Annotated in this window: 16 protein-coding genes; 8 read left to right on the top strand and 8 right to left on the bottom strand. The window is 50.5% G+C overall.

Going from position 1 to position 18,050, the window contains the following annotated elements; genetic code table 11:
* Positions 1 to 439: 439 nt before the first annotated feature.
* The 3 genes from P2T68_RS27115 to P2T68_RS27105 form a co-directional block, all read right to left on the bottom strand.
* Complete coding sequence (locus P2T68_RS27115; RefSeq protein WP_277378540.1) at positions 440 to 709, bottom strand: hypothetical protein; 270 nt, start codon at positions 707 to 709, stop codon at positions 440 to 442.
* The gene (locus P2T68_RS27110) at positions 706 to 2,259 is read right to left on the bottom strand and encodes a tetratricopeptide repeat protein (RefSeq protein ID WP_277378539.1); all 1,554 of its coding nucleotides are present in this window, start codon (positions 2,257 to 2,259) and stop codon (positions 706 to 708) included. The genes P2T68_RS27115 and P2T68_RS27110 overlap by 4 nt, the downstream gene beginning before the upstream one ends.
* Positions 2,260 to 2,725: 466 nt before the next feature.
* Positions 2,726 to 2,917, bottom strand: coding sequence for an MbcA/ParS/Xre antitoxin family protein (locus tag P2T68_RS27105; RefSeq protein WP_277378538.1), 192 nt, complete (start codon positions 2,915 to 2,917; stop codon positions 2,726 to 2,728).
* 389 nt (positions 2,918 to 3,306) lie between these two features.
* On the opposite strand from P2T68_RS27105, the gene P2T68_RS27100 reads away from it, so the two are divergent.
* From P2T68_RS27100 to P2T68_RS27070, 7 genes are all read left to right on the top strand, one after another.
* On the top strand, positions 3,307 to 4,806 hold the full coding sequence (locus P2T68_RS27100; protein ID WP_277378537.1) for a hypothetical protein: 1,500 nt from the start codon (positions 3,307 to 3,309) through the stop codon (positions 4,804 to 4,806).
* A gap of 124 nt (positions 4,807 to 4,930) precedes the next feature.
* Positions 4,931 to 5,509: a hypothetical protein gene (locus P2T68_RS27095; RefSeq protein ID WP_277378536.1), complete on the top strand. Its 579-nt coding sequence runs from the start codon at positions 4,931 to 4,933 to the stop codon at positions 5,507 to 5,509.
* A 221-nt stretch (positions 5,510 to 5,730) separates the two neighbouring features.
* Positions 5,731 to 6,270, top strand: coding sequence for an AAA family ATPase (locus P2T68_RS27090; RefSeq protein WP_277378535.1), 540 nt, complete (start codon positions 5,731 to 5,733; stop codon positions 6,268 to 6,270).
* A gap of 3 nt (positions 6,271 to 6,273) precedes the next feature.
* Complete coding sequence (locus P2T68_RS27085; RefSeq protein ID WP_277378534.1) at positions 6,274 to 7,953, top strand: adenylosuccinate synthetase; 1,680 nt, start codon at positions 6,274 to 6,276, stop codon at positions 7,951 to 7,953.
* Between the two features lie 3 nt (positions 7,954 to 7,956).
* The gene (locus P2T68_RS27080; protein ID WP_277378533.1) at positions 7,957 to 8,607 is read left to right on the top strand and encodes a hypothetical protein; all 651 of its coding nucleotides are present in this window, start codon (positions 7,957 to 7,959) and stop codon (positions 8,605 to 8,607) included.
* Positions 8,608 to 8,628: 21 nt separating this feature from the next.
* Positions 8,629 to 9,090, top strand: a complete 462-nt coding sequence (locus P2T68_RS27075; RefSeq protein WP_277378532.1) for an NUDIX domain-containing protein — start codon at positions 8,629 to 8,631, stop codon at positions 9,088 to 9,090.
* Positions 9,091 to 9,882: 792 nt separating this feature from the next.
* Positions 9,883 to 10,464, top strand: coding sequence for a hypothetical protein (locus tag P2T68_RS27070; RefSeq protein ID WP_277378531.1), 582 nt, complete (start codon positions 9,883 to 9,885; stop codon positions 10,462 to 10,464).
* Positions 10,465 to 10,881: 417 nt separating this feature from the next.
* Here the strand turns inward: P2T68_RS27070 and P2T68_RS27065 are convergent, their stop codons facing one another.
* On the bottom strand, positions 10,882 to 11,250 hold the full coding sequence (locus P2T68_RS27065; protein ID WP_277378530.1) for a hypothetical protein: 369 nt from the start codon (positions 11,248 to 11,250) through the stop codon (positions 10,882 to 10,884).
* Positions 11,243 to 11,584, bottom strand: a complete 342-nt coding sequence (locus tag P2T68_RS27060; RefSeq protein ID WP_277378529.1) for a hypothetical protein — start codon at positions 11,582 to 11,584, stop codon at positions 11,243 to 11,245. Before P2T68_RS27060 ends, P2T68_RS27065 begins: the two co-directional genes overlap by 8 nt.
* 28 nt (positions 11,585 to 11,612) lie before the next feature.
* On the opposite strand from P2T68_RS27060, the gene P2T68_RS27055 reads away from it, so the two are divergent.
* On the top strand, positions 11,613 to 12,641 hold the full coding sequence (locus P2T68_RS27055; protein ID WP_019818564.1) for an IS30 family transposase: 1,029 nt from the start codon (positions 11,613 to 11,615) through the stop codon (positions 12,639 to 12,641).
* Positions 12,642 to 12,652: 11 nt separating this feature from the next.
* On the opposite strand, the gene P2T68_RS27050 is transcribed toward P2T68_RS27055, so the two are convergent.
* Genes P2T68_RS27050 through P2T68_RS27040 form a run of 3 tightly spaced genes read right to left on the bottom strand, consistent with a single transcriptional unit; the run spans position 12,653 to position 17,729 of the window.
* A complete protein-coding gene (locus tag P2T68_RS27050; RefSeq protein ID WP_277378528.1) occupies positions 12,653 to 14,353 on the bottom strand; it encodes a hypothetical protein in 1,701 nt (566 codons plus the stop codon).
* A complete protein-coding gene (locus P2T68_RS27045; protein WP_277378527.1) occupies positions 14,350 to 16,296 on the bottom strand; it encodes a hypothetical protein in 1,947 nt (648 codons plus the stop codon). Before P2T68_RS27045 ends, P2T68_RS27050 begins: the two co-directional genes overlap by 4 nt.
* Complete coding sequence (locus P2T68_RS27040; protein WP_277378526.1) at positions 16,293 to 17,729, bottom strand: site-specific integrase; 1,437 nt, start codon at positions 17,727 to 17,729, stop codon at positions 16,293 to 16,295. The genes P2T68_RS27045 and P2T68_RS27040 overlap by 4 nt, the downstream gene beginning before the upstream one ends.
* Positions 17,730 to 18,050 lie beyond the last annotated feature (321 nt).

Below are 18,050 nucleotides of genomic sequence, written 5' to 3'. Positions count from 1 at the left end.
GAGAGGCATTGCCACTGCCGCTGACTGTACACCAATGCTGCAGCTGCGCATGGCACTAGCCGAGGAGCCATTTTTATTTTTTTTAATCTCTGAATATCGAGACTTTAGATGACTTACGTCGGCTACGTATTGCTTCTGGTCAGGGGTAGGCAATGAGGTAATTCGAGGCTTTCATTCCCGAAGCCTGAAGCGGTAGCAGCGAGAGATACGATCACGCCGAGTCGATCATGGAAACTAGCAATGTGGATCAGCGATGAGGAATGGCTGAGGTTACTGTTTGTCCCGGCCAACCATGTGGTCTGGCCTTGGAAGGATAGGCACTCGATGGGAGTGCCTAGTCTATTGCTTGAGGCCATTGGACGCGCTTTACCAGAAGGCTACCTAACCCCGCGCGTGGACTGAGCAAGTGTCCCGGGCTGGCTGGGCGATCCCTCAACGGTCAGTCGCCCACCAGATCTTCAAAATGCTCTTCGCAGTAGAAGGTCGATCCCACTGAATGGACAGCGGGCTCTTCGCAGTAATCGCACGGATGCCCGAGCACGTCATGGCTGAGCTGGCAATGTGGACAGCGGCATTCGACTTCATCGAGCTCGGCGTCAACGAATTCGAAGCCAGTTACTGAGAAATAGCAGCCGCACTCAATGCAGGTGAGGTCTTCACCCGATTCCTCGGAACTATTGAGGTCGGTGTTTTGAGTGAAGTAGTTCATAACTGAGCCTCCCACTGAATGCGCATTTCCCGAGCAGTTGGATGGCCTAGCGCTTCGGCATGCTCAAGAAGCTTACAGGCAAGCTGCATATCTTGTTCCGTTCCTAAGCCGGAGGCCAAACAACGAGCCTGGTTAGCTAACCCTAAGGGGCAGCCAAGCTCGGCAGCCTCCGAAAAGAGAAACCATGCCAATCGGTGATTGGGTAAGCCGCAGAGACCTCTATACTCAATTGAGCCCAAGGCGTTAATTGCATCTGCGTTTTCGTCAGCAGCAGCCAACTCAAACCAGCGTCTAGCCTCATGTGGATCTGCAGCGGTGCCTTCCCCATTCAGATACATCAGCCCGAGGTTCATCGCCGCACTGGATTCCCCTGCTTTCGCTGCAATCCGGAACAGGCGACGGGCTTTCACCAGGTTCTTCTCTACGCCATTGCCGTGCAGGAAGCAGGTGGCCAAGTGGAAGATTGGATTAGGAAAATCCAGTTCACGCGCAGACTTCGCAGCCAGTCGATACATTTCAAAGGTGTGGGATGTCGACACCCCATCATTATCCGCGTCCATGATGACTGCGAGCTCGGTCATGCTATGGATGTCACCGAGTTCAAAAGCGCGCATGAGCAAATCGATCGCCCGTTCACGGTCAGCCGGAACGCCATTGCCACGGCTGTAGATCAACCCAAGGCAGCCGAATGATGCAGCGACGCCGGCTTTCACCGCGAGCTCAAAATGTCGAATGGCATCAGGAACGCTTTTGGGGAAGTTATTAGCGCCTTCCAGGTACATGCGACCGAGGTTGTGGTGGGAAAGCTTTACGCCAAAATTAGCTGCATCCTGGTAGATGCTTGAAGCCCGAGGGAAGTCCTGATCACGACCCAGTCCTTCACTTAGCATCCAAGCAAGATTGAAGGTTGCCATCGGATGACCCAGCCGACGCGCTTCCTCGAAACTGTCAAACGCCATCGGATAGTCCTTTTTCCAGATGGCTGTCAGGCCGAGATGGAACAAGCGATCTTCTGATTTTCGTCCAGTGACGTGGTCTGCAATCGAGTTGTCAGCGTGTCGCTTCGTCACCCACTCTGGCCCAAACACATCCCGACATACCGCGAAAGGTACGGGGGAGCGATGGCAAACCCCCCAGCATCCGTCGCCGAGAGGTTTTATAAAAGGCTCTAAGTCGAAAAACGAGTCGCGCCACATACCGTCAATGTCGTGCTTGCTGAGTGCGTCTTTAAACACGAGCTGCCAGATATAGGTGCGCTCTGACGGTTCCAGCCTGAACGAATCTGGCAGCGGCCAACGCCAAAACTCCGTGGGTAGTTCGACGCCAAAAGCGGACTTGATTGCTGGAGCGATGGATTGAAACGTTACGCTATCAACAGGTAGGGGCATGTGCTCAAGTATTTCGACAAACCGATCGCTGGGCAGGCCGGACATAGCTCGCGCGAGAATCTCTCGGACTTTGCTGAGCTTCACTTCGATATACGGGTACTCGCGCTTCAGGTACAGCTGAATCGCGCGGACGAGGGGGTTGAATTGATGTTGGTCTAACATGGCTGTCCTCTGATATTAACCATTCCCCCCTTCATTAATATCGAGTAAAGCCTAAGCAGGCATGGGCGCAGAGACCCACAAAATGCTGGAGCGGGTAAGGAGATTCGGTAAGGGGGTACCCAGGCTCACCTATAAGCTCTTCGAGCTGCATAGCCTGTGAGCGTAGGTTAACGGAGACTGGGGAGTTGAATCAAGCGGGAGCGAGCTGTGTATTTTTGCCGGCTGCGCTGCTCTGAGCAATGGAAGAGGTTTGGCTTGAAGTCATCGTGGGTCGATGAGCCTGAACCCAATAACACATTCACGTTTGACTGTTATGGGTATGCGGGCCCTTGAGAGGGGCTCTGTGTAGTGGTCAACTAATCTCGGACACGACGTCAAGTTCTTCTCGGCCTGAACAAGGCTTCGGCATCGTTTCTGTTGAGATCAAAAAAATCATGTTGAGTCTGGGGCTTTAGAGGAGAGGACGTCAGCAGGCGAATCCTTGGTAGAGTCTTTCGAGTTCAGCTTTTACGAGTTCGTATCCCGCTTCAGCGTTGGCGAGTTCCAATGGTGTGCTACCTCCGAAAGCGGTTTTCGGTTGGGTCAGCCAGTTGTCGGCTTTTACTTTGCTGCCAAAAGCCTGTTCGGCTTGGCGTCGGATCAGCTCTACATAATTCATCGCTGGCTCTCGCAAGGTTCAGGCGTTGGTGGCATTAAAGCTAGTCAGAGGTGAGGTGGCCAGTGGTTTTTTACTATTTCAACATTGCCTGCGGCAGTTGATTGAGTGCCGTGTCCGATCTGCTTACTGTCCGTTTAGCATGCTCTTGAAAAGTCGTTGGACTGATTCAGTAAAAAGTCTGAATAACCCAAAGCTTGTGGTAAAAATTCATTGGCAACTTGCTGCAATGCTTAGGCCGGTCGACACTGCTCTTCAGGACTGATGGCTGCCAGGATAAAGCGATGCCCAGACTGCTAAGTAACAACGCGGTGCGCCTACTAGAAGCGAGTCAGGAATCACTCGCCTTGGCCCTAGTGTGCCTCGGTACACCCAGTCGCGGAGAGCTTCGAGTGGAAAGCGCCCGATATTCGCCAGCTATTGGTCTTGTTGGAGCTGCAGCGGAACAGGCTTTGGCCGCAATTATTGTTCAAGTTCGGGGGGAACAAGCGATGATGCTTTCCCCGACTCAGTTCAAAAGTGCACGGCAAATTCTGGCTGATGTGCGAGACCTTCTTCGAGCCCCTGTGCCTGCAGCCTCGTTCGTAACAGCTGGCGTCCAAGACGCAGTGGCGCATAGAGGACTGGTAAATGAAGCAACCCAGGGATTTTCACTCCTATTCACACAAAGGGCAGCAGGGCTTCATGCCGGGTTGGGAGTATCCCGAGCCGTAACACTGCTGCAAGCGCTCAGGGTTCACGATTTCCTGGTGCTTCTTGCGAGTTCTACACGCGTTCGACCTTATCTGGATCGTCTCCCCACACCATTGGAAGATGTAATTGATCAGAATGTACTCGTAGACGATCTCATACAAAAATTCCAACACGCTCAGGCCCCCGCAGAGCGTGTGACTGCTTTGAGGTCTCTTTTTCTGGTACTTCCCGAGGTTCCCCCTGAAGCACCAGAATGGCTTGATGCATTTGACCGATCGGTTGTCTCGCCGACACCCGCAGACATCGCGTTGCTACTAGGGACGCTGCAAAATGCCGCTCCCATTAGATTTCAACGCATCAATCCCGGAGGCCAGGGTCTTAATGTTGTGGTGCGGCCGAATGATCCCAACGCTCTAGCAATTGCCCCACAACATTTGCGTCGAGCCTTCGCCGACATTCCAGACCAATTCGCGGCAGATGTTGGAATTGCAAATGGTCGGTTAAATGAAGGTAGATTGGATCTACCCCCGGAATCCTTTCTCCTTGATTTGTGCCTTCTTGGCCCCGAACAAATACCTCATATTCTGGGACGACCAAATCTCACCGTACAGGAGGTATGGCCTTTCGTAGCTACAGCTTTGATTCAACAGGGAACTGAGCGCCCTTACTGGTTCCTCGTTTCTTTGGTCGACGATATCGGCCGTCTGATTGGACAATTGCGCCAAGCCGCTCGGGTGTCAACCCAAGAACACTTCAAGCAGAAAACCTTGGCTGCAATCGATGCTCTTGAGGCAAGGAGGCGCGAGCGCCCGTTACGCCCTGACGCTGAATTGACGATTTTCACAATCGCCCAATTCCGGCAGGCTGATCAAGCTCGCAATGATCTCCCTGCGGCAATAGAACGTTCTGAGGGAACTGAGCGGGAACCTGAGGAGCAGGCAATTACGGCTTTGATGCGGGTATGGGAGCGTGAAGTCAATCCTGGTCAGGCATTTGGAGCTGTGCTTGAAATTGGTTCAGGCGTTGCCCGCTTATACTGGTCTAAACGCCTCGCTGAAGCCTCCACAGAGATCGAAGACCGGCAGATGCTAATCGATATCCTGCGAAACGGCGATTTGGCTGCCGCAAAAACCGCAGCAAGGAAGGCGCTTCGGCTAGCGGACATTATGACTTATGGCCCCCAAATTGAACTTGAATAGTGTGCACACCGTTAGCTTCTAGGTTCCGTATTGCGGCCACAGGTTTCTTGGAACCGCTCACTCTCCTAGGGGATATGCAGGGATTGAGTTTGAGCTGAATCGTAATCGTAGATGAGGGTAGTCGATGCAGGGACTGACCAAAAGACTGAGGGCTGGACGTTTGTCTGTCAGCTTCGCGACAGGAGTTGCAATCACCGATGAGATTGGTGCCGTAATCGATCAAATCGCACCTGAGACGATCGCCGCGTCCGACTGGGGCATCGTCTACGAGCGTTGGGTTGGTCTGGAGCTGGAGCGCGAGGGTTGGGAAATCGACTATAGGGGGCTTTCGCTTGGCTGGTCTGATCAAGGTATCGACCTGATCGCTACTCGCGAGACCGCCACTCGATACCTTCAGTGCAAATTCCTAACGCGATCGCTCGGCAAGCAACAGATTGAGCAACTCCTTTACACTGCATCCGGTTTTTTAACCAAGCAGGAGTTGGTTAGAGGAGACATTTTTGAGCTCGTGGTGCCCTCAATCGAGGCAGCCTTTCCTTCGAAGCGTAAGAAGAGCAAGCCGGCGCAACAGAATTGGTTGAAGGCAAAGTTTCTAAATCATAACTACACCCAAAATCGCATTCGTCTGGGCATCACCGAGATACCTATGGACTTGGGGAGTCGTGTGCTCTTGCCCGCTACATCCCGGCTCCAGCAACTATAGCGATTCTGAAGTTGAAGTGATGCAGGAGCAATTACTGAGATATAACCCCATTGTTAGCGATGAAAAAGCTGAGCCTGGGGTGACAAAGGATTGTTTTCCAGATGCGTGAATTCACCGGATGGGCTATGACCTGGTCTGTGTGGAAAAAAAGCATATCAACGTAGCCGGGCCAGCTACGCTTTAGCGTGAAATTGAATTCGCAAGACAGGGATTGTCATCACATGAAGCGACTACTTCTTTTGAGCGGCCCGATGGCCAGTGGCAAGACGTCAGTTTCAGCCTCGCTGCAAGAACGCCATGGGTTTGTTCCGATCAGTAGTGGCTCCTTTCTGCGGGTTCAGTTGGCTTCCCGGAATGAGCCACTTGATCGTCATAGCCTCCAAGAACTCGGTGACTCCCTCGACAGGGCAACTGACTTTTCCTGGCTCATAGAGTCTGTCGCAAGTCCGGCCATCGAAGCCCGACCAAATGTTGATAACTGGCTCCTGGATGCAGTCCGAAAACCACGGCAAGTGGAGTTGTTCAAGCTCCGTTTCGGGGATGTGGTGAGGCACGTGCACATCGTCGCGCCAGAGTCTGTTCTGGAGCAGAGATACGCTGCACGTGGCGCAAGTCTTCTTGATGAGTATCAAGTGAGCGTACAGCACCCTAACGAGCAGAGCGCTCGGTCGCTTGCAGGTTTTGCGGACAAAGTTCTAGACACTCAACAGCACACCTCATGGGAAATTGCAGATCAGATAATGGGCATCTGGGAGAAGTAGCGCATGGAAACTCGGCAGATTGTAGTGATCAGTGGCAAGACCTGTAGCGGCAAGAGTGGATTAGCCAGTCTGTTGGAAAAGCAGTTTGGCTTCGCCGTGGTTTGTGATCGTCGAGCCATTGAAGATGCCGAGTGGCGCCTTCGAGTGGATCAGCCGGACATTCTTGATCGGCGACGTGATTTGGATACGGCAGCGCATGAGCAGTGGATGCTTCTGGAAACCCAGGCGATGTGCGCAAGTGAGAACGATGACCGACCATTAGTCGTCGATCACCTGGATACGCTGGCCGAGGTGCTGCAGTTTCGACAGGCTTTCGGTGCCAACCTGGTACATGTGCACCTCTACGCTAGCGATCCCACGCTTCAGGGGCGTTACGCGAAGCGTGTTGAAGGGCAAACCAGCCCTCCAGCCTATGAGGACGTAAATCAGCTCAAGGATCCGGGTGAGATCGAAGCGCTCAAGCAGGATGCAGACGTTCGCATCTACACCGAACGCTCAGATTCCGAGGACACATTGGTGCGGGTCGCCGCTCGCTTGCACCTCTTCACACCGCCTGAAATTCGATGTGTGGATGTTCTCATTGGCGGACAGTACGGAAGCGAGGGCAAAGGCAATATCGTCGCTTACCTGGCCCGCGAGTACGATGTCATGGTTCGCGTCGGCGGCCCCAACGCTGGACACACCGTGGCGAGTGCCGTCGGTACGTTTACCTATCATCATCTTCCCTCAGGGTCGCGTGAAGTTACTGCACGGCTACTTCTTGGCCCTGGCATGACTATCAGGTTGCCGGGGCTTTTTAAGGAGATTGAAGCTTGCGGTATCGGCGCAGACCGGTTGTTCATCGATCCTCAAGCAACCATTATTGAAGATGAAGACATCGAGACGGAGAAGGAGGGGCATCTGGTGTCAACCATCGCCTCTACTGGAAGCGGAAGTGGGGCAGCGGCTGCGCGGCGTATTATGAGTAGAGGTAAAGCGATAAGGCTCGCGCGGGATGTTGATGAGCTTCGCCCTTACGTGGGGATTCCAGGAAAATATCACGGATGCACATCAGACAGACTGGAGGAGGCCTACCGCAACGGTAACTCCATTCTGCTGGAAGGAACCCAGGGGAGCGGGCTGAGTATTTTCCACGGTGACTATCCCCATGTGACGTCCAGGGACACGAATGTTGCAGGATGCCTCGCTGAAGCGGGGATATCACCCAGCAGGATCCGCAAGATCCTTATGGTAATTCGACCTATGCCTATCCGCGTTGGCGATCCGGATGGGGATCAGGGACACACTTCCGGGCTGCTCAAGCATCCGACGACTTTCGACGAGATTGCAAAGTTTGCAGATCTCGAAGCGGACGCTTTGAACGCTGCCGAGAAAACCTCCACCACTCACCGTGACCGTAAAGTTGGCTGGTTTGAATGGGATCAGTTTCGCAAGGCCTGCGCGCTGAATGCCCCGACCGACATCGTCCTGACTTTTGCAGATTACCTCCAGTCGACGAATCGTAATGCTCGTCGGTTCGAACAGCTTGATTCTGACACGATCAAATTCGTGGAGGAACTTGAGCGGGTGTCTCAAGCGCCTGTCTCGCTGATTAACACTCGCTTTACCAGAGACCCGGATCCCAGCGATTTACGTTCGCTGATCGATCGGCGCAACTGGACGGCACGCTCTGGCAGGAGATAACAGATGGATCTGAACAAGCTGATCGAGCTTTACCCTCGGGTTTACCATATGGCTGAGCACGGAGCTTGGGATAGTATTCGTACCCATGGGCTGATGAGCGCAACGGCAGTCCTTGATCATCTCGCCATCGAAGGGGGCGACCGCGCCCGGTTCGAGAGCGAGCACCGCAATCAGAAAATGGATGTGAGGGCAGGGCACCCTTCCAACATTGTGCTTCGTGATCAGAAGCCCATGCCTGAGGGCAGATTGATACAGGCCCTCACGCATGGCACAACACCACGACAGTGGTATGAGTTGATCAACCACAAGGTCTTCTTTTGGGCCGAGGAACAAAGGCTGCATCGTCTGCTCGGCGCTCGCGATTACCGCAGGCTCGAACACGATGTTCTGACGCTGGATTCGGCGACTTTCATTCCGGCATATGCCGAAGCCATTTGGCTGTGCCATATGAACTCGGGCAATACCTGGCCTATGCCGCATCGTCGCGATACAGAGATCTTCCGTAGAATTCCGGATTATCCTGTGAGGCGTTCAGGCAAACCGATCAAAACGGTGGTCGAGTTGGTTGTTGATTACTCCGTCCCCAACATTGCTGAGTATGTGGTGGAAGTTCGGCGAATGCGGGGTAGTGAGGTCTTGGAGGTCATTGGTTAGTGCTCATCAATCGGGGGACTCATGCCGCGACGCCGTTTAGCCTCTCGCATATTGTTGATCAGCCCGGATCATCGACTGCTGCTTTTCAAGATCAATTACAAGACCGGTGCTTTGGCGGGGATGAGCTACTGGGCGACACCTGGCGGACAACTCAGACGGGATGAGTCTTTTGAGGAGGCGGCAGTGCGCGAGCTCCAGGAAGAGACCGGTGTTGATGTCCAATCCGTTGGCCCATGCATCGCACGCAGAGAGTTCCTATGGCAAATGCCCGATGGGGAGCCTGTGCTCGCGATCGAGAACTACTTCGTGGTGTATGCCGGCGCCGAGAAGTGCTCTTCTGCCGCATGGAGTGATCAGGAGCGCAGCGTCGTGTGTGAAGTGAGGTGGTGGTCGCAAACCGAACTGTCGAGGTGTGACGAGGATATTTACCCGCCGGATCTGACGAGTCTGTTCGCCGAGGCATTGCTCACCGGCAGTGGGTGAACCCAGTGAATCACCTCGATCAGTCGATTTGCCTCAGGTCACCGGCCGGCGCTCGTAAGGCGCTGTGAGGTTGTCGTAGCAATGCATTCCACCCCCCATCTGCTCCAAGTGCTCATGTTGTATGTAGTGCACGTAGCGAATGGCGTTGTCGCAAAGTTCGCAGTTGACAGTCAGGTCGCCTAGGTCTTCTTCGCCGACGTACTCCTAGCCTGTATCCGGTCGTATTTAGGCATGGTGTCTTGCATGGCAACCTCGACAACGTTTCGTAATCGAACGTTTCGTATTCCCTGGGTTGCGGGTGTTGATGTAGCGTTTATGGTGAACCTGCAGGACAACATCATCGTCCCTTGATCGCACGCACTCTACACATCTCCCATCATCGAGGGTGAGCTGTTCTCTGAATGCTGGCCAGAGTTTGTGTGCATAGAGATTTATGGCATTCCTCCAGTCCTTGGATTACGCCTAATTGTATGTAGTGAATACGATTTCGCCAGCGGTTTAGTGGCTTCAGAGCTTTACTCCCCATTCTTGCGCTGGGTTGAGGGGGTGGTTGAACGAGCTTTTAAGGGGGGAGCCATTCGCCCCCCCCGTCCTTGGTATTTCTTCTATGACCTGCAATCGCTAGCGTAACGCGGTGCTCAATTACTTCGAGCCGATGTGATGGGGGCGCTTGATGCGATGAGTTGAGAGTGGTTCTGTGCATGGGTTGTGAAGTGATGATTGCTTTTTGCTATCATGACATCCTGCGTAAAAGCGAGCATAACTCTACCGCGACGAGGGAGATTCATTGGTATGGCCGATCCAGAGAAGAAGAAAATAAAAGTCAAAGTCACCCGAGAGATTTTTGAGCACGGCTACCTCGGATCAATTGCGCTGAATCAACTTGCGCAGGCAAAGAGGGAGCAAGATGGTCATCGATTCAGATGGATCGTTCCCTCGATGGCTTTTTCGGTCTTCAGAATTGAGGCTCTATGTAATATTTACGGCCGGCAGCTTTTCCCGCATTGGGATCATTTCGAATCGACTACCTTTATCGGTAAAATCACAATGATCTCTGAGTTTCTGGGCCTCACCGTAGACTTTTCCAAGGAGCCTTGGCAGACCCTGAATAAGATGAAAACCTTCCGTAACGCGTTGGCCCATGCTAAGCCCCAGAGGGTTTCGAAGGAGCATGTGGTAGACGAGGGTTATTTTGAAAGGCTGTTACCAGTTCCGGAAAGTAACAAAACGATTCTCTCGCATTCTTCAATTGAGGCGGCGGAGGCATTTGAGGAGGTAGCAACAGAGCTAGATATGCTCTGGATGCACAATGCGCGTGCATTGAAAAAAGAAGTAGATACCATCGGTGGCATTAAGTATGAAGTTGTTGAGTGAGCGGCATTAGTAGATTGTTGGCTTTTGCTTTGGTTTTGTTGCCAAATACGAGCTCGGCTTGGCGTTGGATCAGCTCAACGTAATTCATTTTGGGCTCTCGTGATGTATGTGAGTGCGCGTTTGTTTTAACCTGTTGCTGTGGTGGGGGACTGGGGAAGCAGCAATCGGGGAGAGTCAATGCTGAGCATCCTTGTTGTCCTTGGCCCGCGCCTGGATCGTTGTAATTGAATCATCATACACATCCTTAGGAATGGACGTTCCAGAACATGGTCATGGACGAGTGAAAACTCGTCCAAGTGCTTATCGGATACCACCAGCCATCTTGATAATTAGATATCGGCGTATCGATTAAGTCATCGAAGTTGACTGGTCTGAAGCACTGGGCAGAAAACCAAATTCTGCCCCGGTGCATGTCCCCTAGTCTGTTGTTTGGGTTTCTAATTTAGCCACCATCATTCTCAAACGGTGATTTTCGAACTGAATGGAAACCATCTTCTGAAGTGCTTTCTGATAGATTTCGCTTTTCGCTACGATTGAGTCATCGGATTTTTTTGATTTGGTTTTGGCGGCCTGCTTCTTGGGTTTGACCAATGGTGCTGCCGGGGATTGGCGTTGTTGCGCAGCAGTATCATCGATCAACTTAACCAATGAAGCTTGGCTTAGTCTGCCCCGTTTGATTGAGCCGCGTTTCCTCCCAGCCCGAAGTGCTACTGTGTCGAGATTGATCTCAGCTCGTTCAAGCACCAGCTGATCAATTGCTTCGATGTAATGGCTGTTGTTACTCAATTTTTATCTCCAGCAGGTCGGCGTATCCCGCTTTATTAACAGCGGTGATGATGCTTTGAGTCTCCATTAGCACTTGTAGGCGGTATGGGCTGTTTTCAGGGAGGAACGCTATGGATTGCTTAAGGTTCTTGATGGCTTTGTTTACCTTGGGCATGGTTTCAGCGTCCAGGATGGAATAGCTACAGCCAGTGCATGGGATCAGGTTGGTAAACTTGATAAGTTCGCATTTATTTAGGTTAGTGCATCCACCCAATGGCCCTTGCTTATAAACCATCTCGCCATTTTCGAACATATTTTTAGTTAGCTCGGCGGCCGCGAAAACTGAGTGCAACACCTGACCTTTCCGGTACGGTGCTGCCCCTATGTCCTATTCCGAACTCAGCGTCGAAGAGCGCGCCATCATTCAACTCAGTCAAGCTCAAGGCTTCAGCCTGCGCGGCATTGCTCGCCTGATTGACAGGTCGCCCTCGACCATCAGCCGAGAGCTGAAGCGCAATCGAGGCAGTAGTGGTGCTTACTCGGCCCGCTGCGCCCAGCAACAGATGAACATTCGGCGCCAGGTTTGTCGCCCCAAGCGCAAGCTTGTGCCGGGCAGCGAGCGCTTCGAACTGGTGGCCCACATGCTGCGTAAGCGTTTGTCTCCCGAGCAGATTGCCGGCAAGCTGCGCAGCATGACCATACCCAACCTCAGAGATGCCTACGTCTGTCGTGAGACGATCTATAACGCGATCTATGCCTTGCCGGTCGGCGAGTTGCGCAAGGAGCTGATCGTCTGCCTGCGCCAAGGCAAGACGACGCGCCGGCCGCGCTCTGGTGGCGTGGATCGGCGCGGCCAGATCCCTGAGATGGTCAGCATTCATGTTCGCCCGCCAGAGATCGAAGACCGGCTGATGCCGGGGCATTGGGAGGGCGACCTGATCAAGGGTAAGGCCAACGCCTCGTCGGTAGGCACGTTGGTGGAGCGCACCAGTGGCTACCTGATGCTGATGAAGATGAACGACGCAACGGCGACCTCGGCGATGGAGGGCTTCAGTGCAGCGCTCAACAGCATGCCGCTGGCGATGCGCAAGAGCATGACCTACGACCAGGGCCGGGAGATGGCGCGGCATGCTGAAATCACCCAGCAGACAGGGGTCGCTATTTACTTCTGCGACCCGCACAGCCCCTGGCAGCGCGGTAGCAACGAAAACATCAACGGCCTGATCCGCCAGTACCTGCCCAAGGGGACTGACTTGTCGGTACACAGTCAAGAGCAATTGAATGCCATCGCCTTGGAGCTGAATATGCGCCCCCGTAAACGCTTCGATTTCAAGTGCCCGATCGAAGTCATGGGCGAGGTGATGCAGGAAGCCATGGCTATGCGGCATCATGCTCCAGCTTCAAATCAATAACCGTGTTGCACTCAGCTTCTGCAACCGCCCTCTCTATCGGTTGTAATGATCAATGGCGCGCCCCTGTCCGCTGCGGCCTTGATACGGCTGCCCTCTCCTCCCCACAAACTGGAGGTGGAGTTAATCACGTTGGCCTCGTAAAGCTCGTACTGACTTAGCTTTATGTTTGTTTCGAAGTCATCAATAAACAGCATCTGATCAGTATCGTTTATGAAGTTGACAGCGAAGATACTCCCATGTCGGTAGTAGGAGCCCATGTTCTCTGTAAGGTGCTTGTACTGAAGGGACATGGAGCCCAATGAGATCTCCCCCGAGCGTGCTCCATACACCGCCAGAGACCTGCGGCATTGATGAGTTTTCAGTGGCCATGACGTGCCAATGCTAAGGCTTGGGACGCTCCTCCAATCAGTAAATCCATCAAAAATTTCAAGCTCTCGAATATCTTCTTCTGTGATTCTGAACAAAGGATTTTTATTCAGTACGGTTGGTATCTTGAATGAAGTTCTCAAAGGTACTTTGAAGTGGAACGGTCGCGTTTCGGTTTTAGTGTGCGACACCATCGGAAACAGTGGATATTCAGAGCTATCCAGTTGGGGGTAATCATTTTTAATTCGAGCAATGTTTCCTACAGCGATTGCGGCACTGAAAGCTTTCTCGGCTGCGCTCGACGTAATCCAAGTCGTGGGGGTGAAACTCTCGCTAGAGCCTTTGTAGGTAAACCCAATAATAACCGGGATTTCTTTGCCGTTAATTCGTATTGATTGCAACGCATTGGATGGCAATTTGTTGACTTCGCCATCTCGCATTCCTGAAAATATGTGAATCCAATATTTGGCGACAGCCATCACCTCGTTAAGGTAAGCGTTCAATTGTTTCACGCTGGTGATTCCCATGTTCGAGAGAGGTGCATGAATTCCCAAGCTGACAATTGCAGTTTCCCAATCAGGAGCGCTTTTATCTTTTGGCGTATTGCTAAGAGCGTATCCATAATCGGGCTCGTTTTTACGCCGGCGGTAAAACTCAGTGATTGATTTGCTTATTGAATTAAAATCATCAAGGTTTTTGGCGAGCTCAGTGATCATCGCAGCGTAGATTCGAGAAGGGATCAACCATGTCTGCTCTCTACGGTCACCCTCACCAAAGGTGGCTGTAACGATGCTATTCGCTCGCATAGGAAGACCATCCCAAATCGTAAGATCTGAATGCGGCGAAATTTTACTGATTGTGTGGATGTCTACAAGCAGTCTGACAATCTCATCAGCGGTGTTTTTTTTGGATAGCGAAGAAATGGCCCTCAGAATTTTTGCTTCAGATTTTGGGTTTGACAGTAGTTCTTTTAAGGTGATCCCGTTAGTGAGTGCTAATACTGCTAGTGAGCGTAGTGCATGCATCCTAACGCTCTGAACTTTTCTAGGCTTGGGGAAAAGATAAAGGCGCGAGAATTGAGTTTTTTTCATCTCGCTTGCAATAGCTTCATATAGCGGCGTTGGTTTCCCTTTGTGCCATGAGCAGAAGTTAAATGAGATATTGGCTGAAGAGTATGCTCCCATTCTCCAGACATCGTGATCGTATAAGCTTAGCGGTTCGCCATTTATGTCGCGAGAGATTATGAAGTCTCCCGGGATGCTGAGTTTTGACCCGGCCGGAACATAGTTCTGTGGGGCGTACGTTTTTTGAGCGGCAGTAAGGATAAGTTTTTCTTCAATGTTCACGATGCATAACCCATGTATACAAGTGTATCGAGATGAGAGGCCCAGAACGGGTCGAGGTCACCACTCTCAACTTCATCTTGGATTTTACTCACGAGTGATATGTCCGATATCTTTTCAGTCACCGCTGCGATGACCTCATCTATTCGATATTGAAGCGGATAGAGTTGCTCAGTCCATCTGTCAGGGTCGTAATGTGATTGGCTAACCCCTATTAGAAGTTTGATTGACAGCAGGCGTTTTAGATCCGTTTCGTCGGCATGGATGGCGTAGTATTTACAGAATACGCAGTATTCTGGTTCTCGGCATGCTGGTGCAGGGGATAGGCTAGTGAAGCCTGTAGCGGGGGTGGGCACTGCTAAGGCAGATGTACATGATCCCCCTGGGATCTTGACTGACTGGGAGTCATCCTCAAGAATTCTCACTGGGATACGATCTTGAGTGCGACCTCGTTTGATGGCAGCATTTTGCATTGAATCGAAAAATTTCGAGAACTCTTCAGCGAAATCTTCTAGCGACGGGCGCCCATAATGACTTTCAATAGTGCCTACAGTATTGCCTAGTTTTTGAGCGGTGAGTAAGGTATCACCACCACTCATTTTTAAGTACTGATAGCTTACGTTCTTTCTATAATCCGTAGGTTTGATCCAAGCCACGGCGGGCATAAGCTTGTTTAAAAGTTTTTTATAGGACTGAATATGAGTAGCGTTTACTTGCCCATACTGTCCGCTTCTCCGAAGAAATGGGAAAAGTAGAGGGCTGTCTTCCGTGCCCAAAAGCCATTGTCGCAGCGCGAGGATCTTGTTGTAAGTACTGCTATATTGCGCGCCAAACTCTGGGGAGATCAACTTGCCGTTGGCTCTACCTTTTAGGCCTATCAGTCGTTTTCCCTTTGATCCAGGAATTGGTTTGAAATCATCGGGTTTTATACCTGCTACGACTGAAAGATTTCCACTAGTAGCCGCAATGAAACTCATCAAGCCTGCGGTAATCGCCATGACCACCAGTTTTCTTACTCGATAGGCGTTGCGGTTGTTTGAGTTGGAATCAAGGATTTTGCCTTCTAGAATTGCGTATGTGGCACTTTTTTGTTTACCTGTGAGGCTGTTGAGCTCTTCGTTGCCCTCAATCAGGATGTCTACAGGCGGGAGCGTAGGATGTTTCCTGAGTGCTGTGTACATAAGCCGTAGGTTGTGTGGTTTTCGAAACCCAATCTCGTCATAAAGATAGTAGGTGTTACCCAATTGTGGCGTTAGAACAAGCGGAAAGTTTTCGTTGTTGACGATGACGCGATGAACTTCATCCAAAAAATTAATATGGGCGGCGAAGCAGATATCCTGCTCTGACGATGAGCGCATTCCAGCCCTGACAATGCCAGGCTTGCTTTTTCTCAGCTTGGTTGCCCACTGCTTTATTACCCGTTGATCTTCTCCTGTAGCAAGTGATATTAGTTTGCAGGCTCCTTTCTGATAGTTGGTTGCAACGGATGCTGAAAGCCGATCGTTATTAGCAGGTGCTGAGTTTTGCCTTTGCAATAAGTAGGCCGTATAGCCTACGTAAGCCAGCTTCATGTCGCTTTTGTCGTCAAGCTTAATGTCGCTATGGTTAGAGTCTACCCAGTCAAGGAACAATGAAAAGCGTTGCTTGTGGAGCCTGGCTGTCTCAAAGTTCTGGCCGCGAATGTGTTCTATGACAAACGTGGCAATTTTTAATCGACGAATATCTAGACTTGCAGGGTCTACCAAGTCACCGATCTTTCCTCTTGGGCTGTGAGCCCTTTTTTTGTAGCAAAAAGATGAGACGTCCAGAGTGTTAAGTTGGAGCGTGGATTTATTCTCATGTCGAAATACTAAAGTGTCTGGGTTTAGGATCGTAGTGGTGACATCGGAAAGATCAATTAACGTCAATTTTCTCAGCACTAGATTAGTGTCGCACTGACGACTCATGCACCCAGACTCCGCACTACGTGGGAAAACAGCTTGGATTCGAATTTATCTTGCACATGGTTTTTCCACTCAATCCTTGATCTATAGTTCAAATATTGCAAGGTGGTTTCTTTGTTTCGATGTCCCATGCGTTGCTGAACATATTCCAATATGGCTGTGATGCTTTTACGGCTCGGTTTATCAAGTTCCTCTTCAAGCAGGTTCATGCCGAAAGTTGCCCTCAAGTCGTGAAATTTAAAATTTTCATATTCTGGATACTTGCACCGTATCTTTTTAGTTAGGGTTTTTATGAATTCTCGAACCGCTTGTCCCTCAGCGTGCGCGTAAGGCAGTCCATAGTTTTGGTTCCTACGGTCAGTCGTGAGCCGTTCACGCATTTCAAGCTTGCTCGTATAGAATGGAGTTCCCTTGCTTGATAGGAAAATATAGTTGTAGTCACTGTTCCCATAAAAAGAGTGTTCTCGTCGAGCTGTCGCTACGGCGCAATTTATATAAACCTTCAGATCTTGAACAAGCCAAGCGGGGATTACGATTGTCATTCTTGATTTGTTTTTGTTATCGATGGTTGTTCCTGCGCCAATGGGAAGTCGAATATTTCCCTCGTGGTCGAGTGGCCTGTCGAGATCCTTGATTCTAATGGTGGCTACAGTTAGCAGACGGACGCCAGTGAATAGGGCGAAATAGAACAGTAGCTGATAGACTCTGTCGTATCCTTTCAGTACCTCCAGCAGTGCTATTTGATCTTCGGTGGTAAGCGGCTTGGTTTGCCCGTCATCATAGATATAGTCAGGATCCGGCAATGGCTTCGAGCCTTTGATGGCCAGATCGGTCGACGAAACTTTGATGAATTTCTTTATGCCAAAGTCTGTTGTCGTTTCTATATATTTCACAACCTCTTCGTAAGGGGACTCAGTAAGAAGTGAAGGGTTTATAAGGTTGAAATTTATAACGTCCTTGTAAAATCTAGAGACGGCATTAACTCTTTTTTTACCTGTCTGCAAAGTCATTCGGCCGCTGTCGATTTCATCTTCAATGTGTTTTTTGTATCGATATGTTGCTTTTGATTGTTTCAGTTTTGGGAAGTGAAGATAGTCTATGCCTTCTTTGTCTAAGAAGCGGCGGTAGTGTAGGAGGTGGTCGGCGGTAGATGCATAAGTTCTATGGTTGTAAGTAAGATTATGGTTTAACTTGTTAATTAGGTATAGGTTGGCGATGTCCCACGGTTCGCCGTCCTTATCAAGGATTACTGGGTAGTTATAGTAGATATCGTCACTGGTTGCGTGCAGCTCTATTTCCGGATTTATAAGCTGATGTTCAGTGCTGGTAAGTGCTTGGTAAGTTGGCTTTAGTATTTGAAATTTTTCAATTTTTATAACTTTGGCTTTTGTGTGTTTGTTGGGAGTGGTAGTGGCTGTATTTTCCAAAATGTTCAAACTTTAATCAAAGATTTTTTTGGAGCCTATCGTATTTTATTGAGTGCGTCGAGAACTTTTTTACAATTTCAATATGTGCATAAGGCGAGATTGCAATATATGTGAAAAGCGTTTTTTAGTTTATGATTTATTTCTGCTTTTGTTTTATTGGTGTATTTGGCTATATATTGTTTTAATGGGGTGGAATATTTATTCTGGTTATCCAAGCTTGTCGCGCTAAATTTTTGTTTTTGTAAGGATTTATCTTTGAGCTAAATTTCGGATAATCAACTTCAATTTATTACAAAAGCGTGCCGCTCGACTTGAAAAAACTACTAGGCA

It is taken from the genome of Pseudomonas sp. G11 (assembly GCF_029457515.1).
Taxonomy (GTDB): Bacteria; Pseudomonadota; Gammaproteobacteria; order Pseudomonadales; family Pseudomonadaceae; genus Aquipseudomonas; species Aquipseudomonas gorinensis.
The sequence above is the reverse complement of the archived record's forward strand: the minus strand, read 5'-3'. Positions and strand labels throughout refer to the sequence as shown.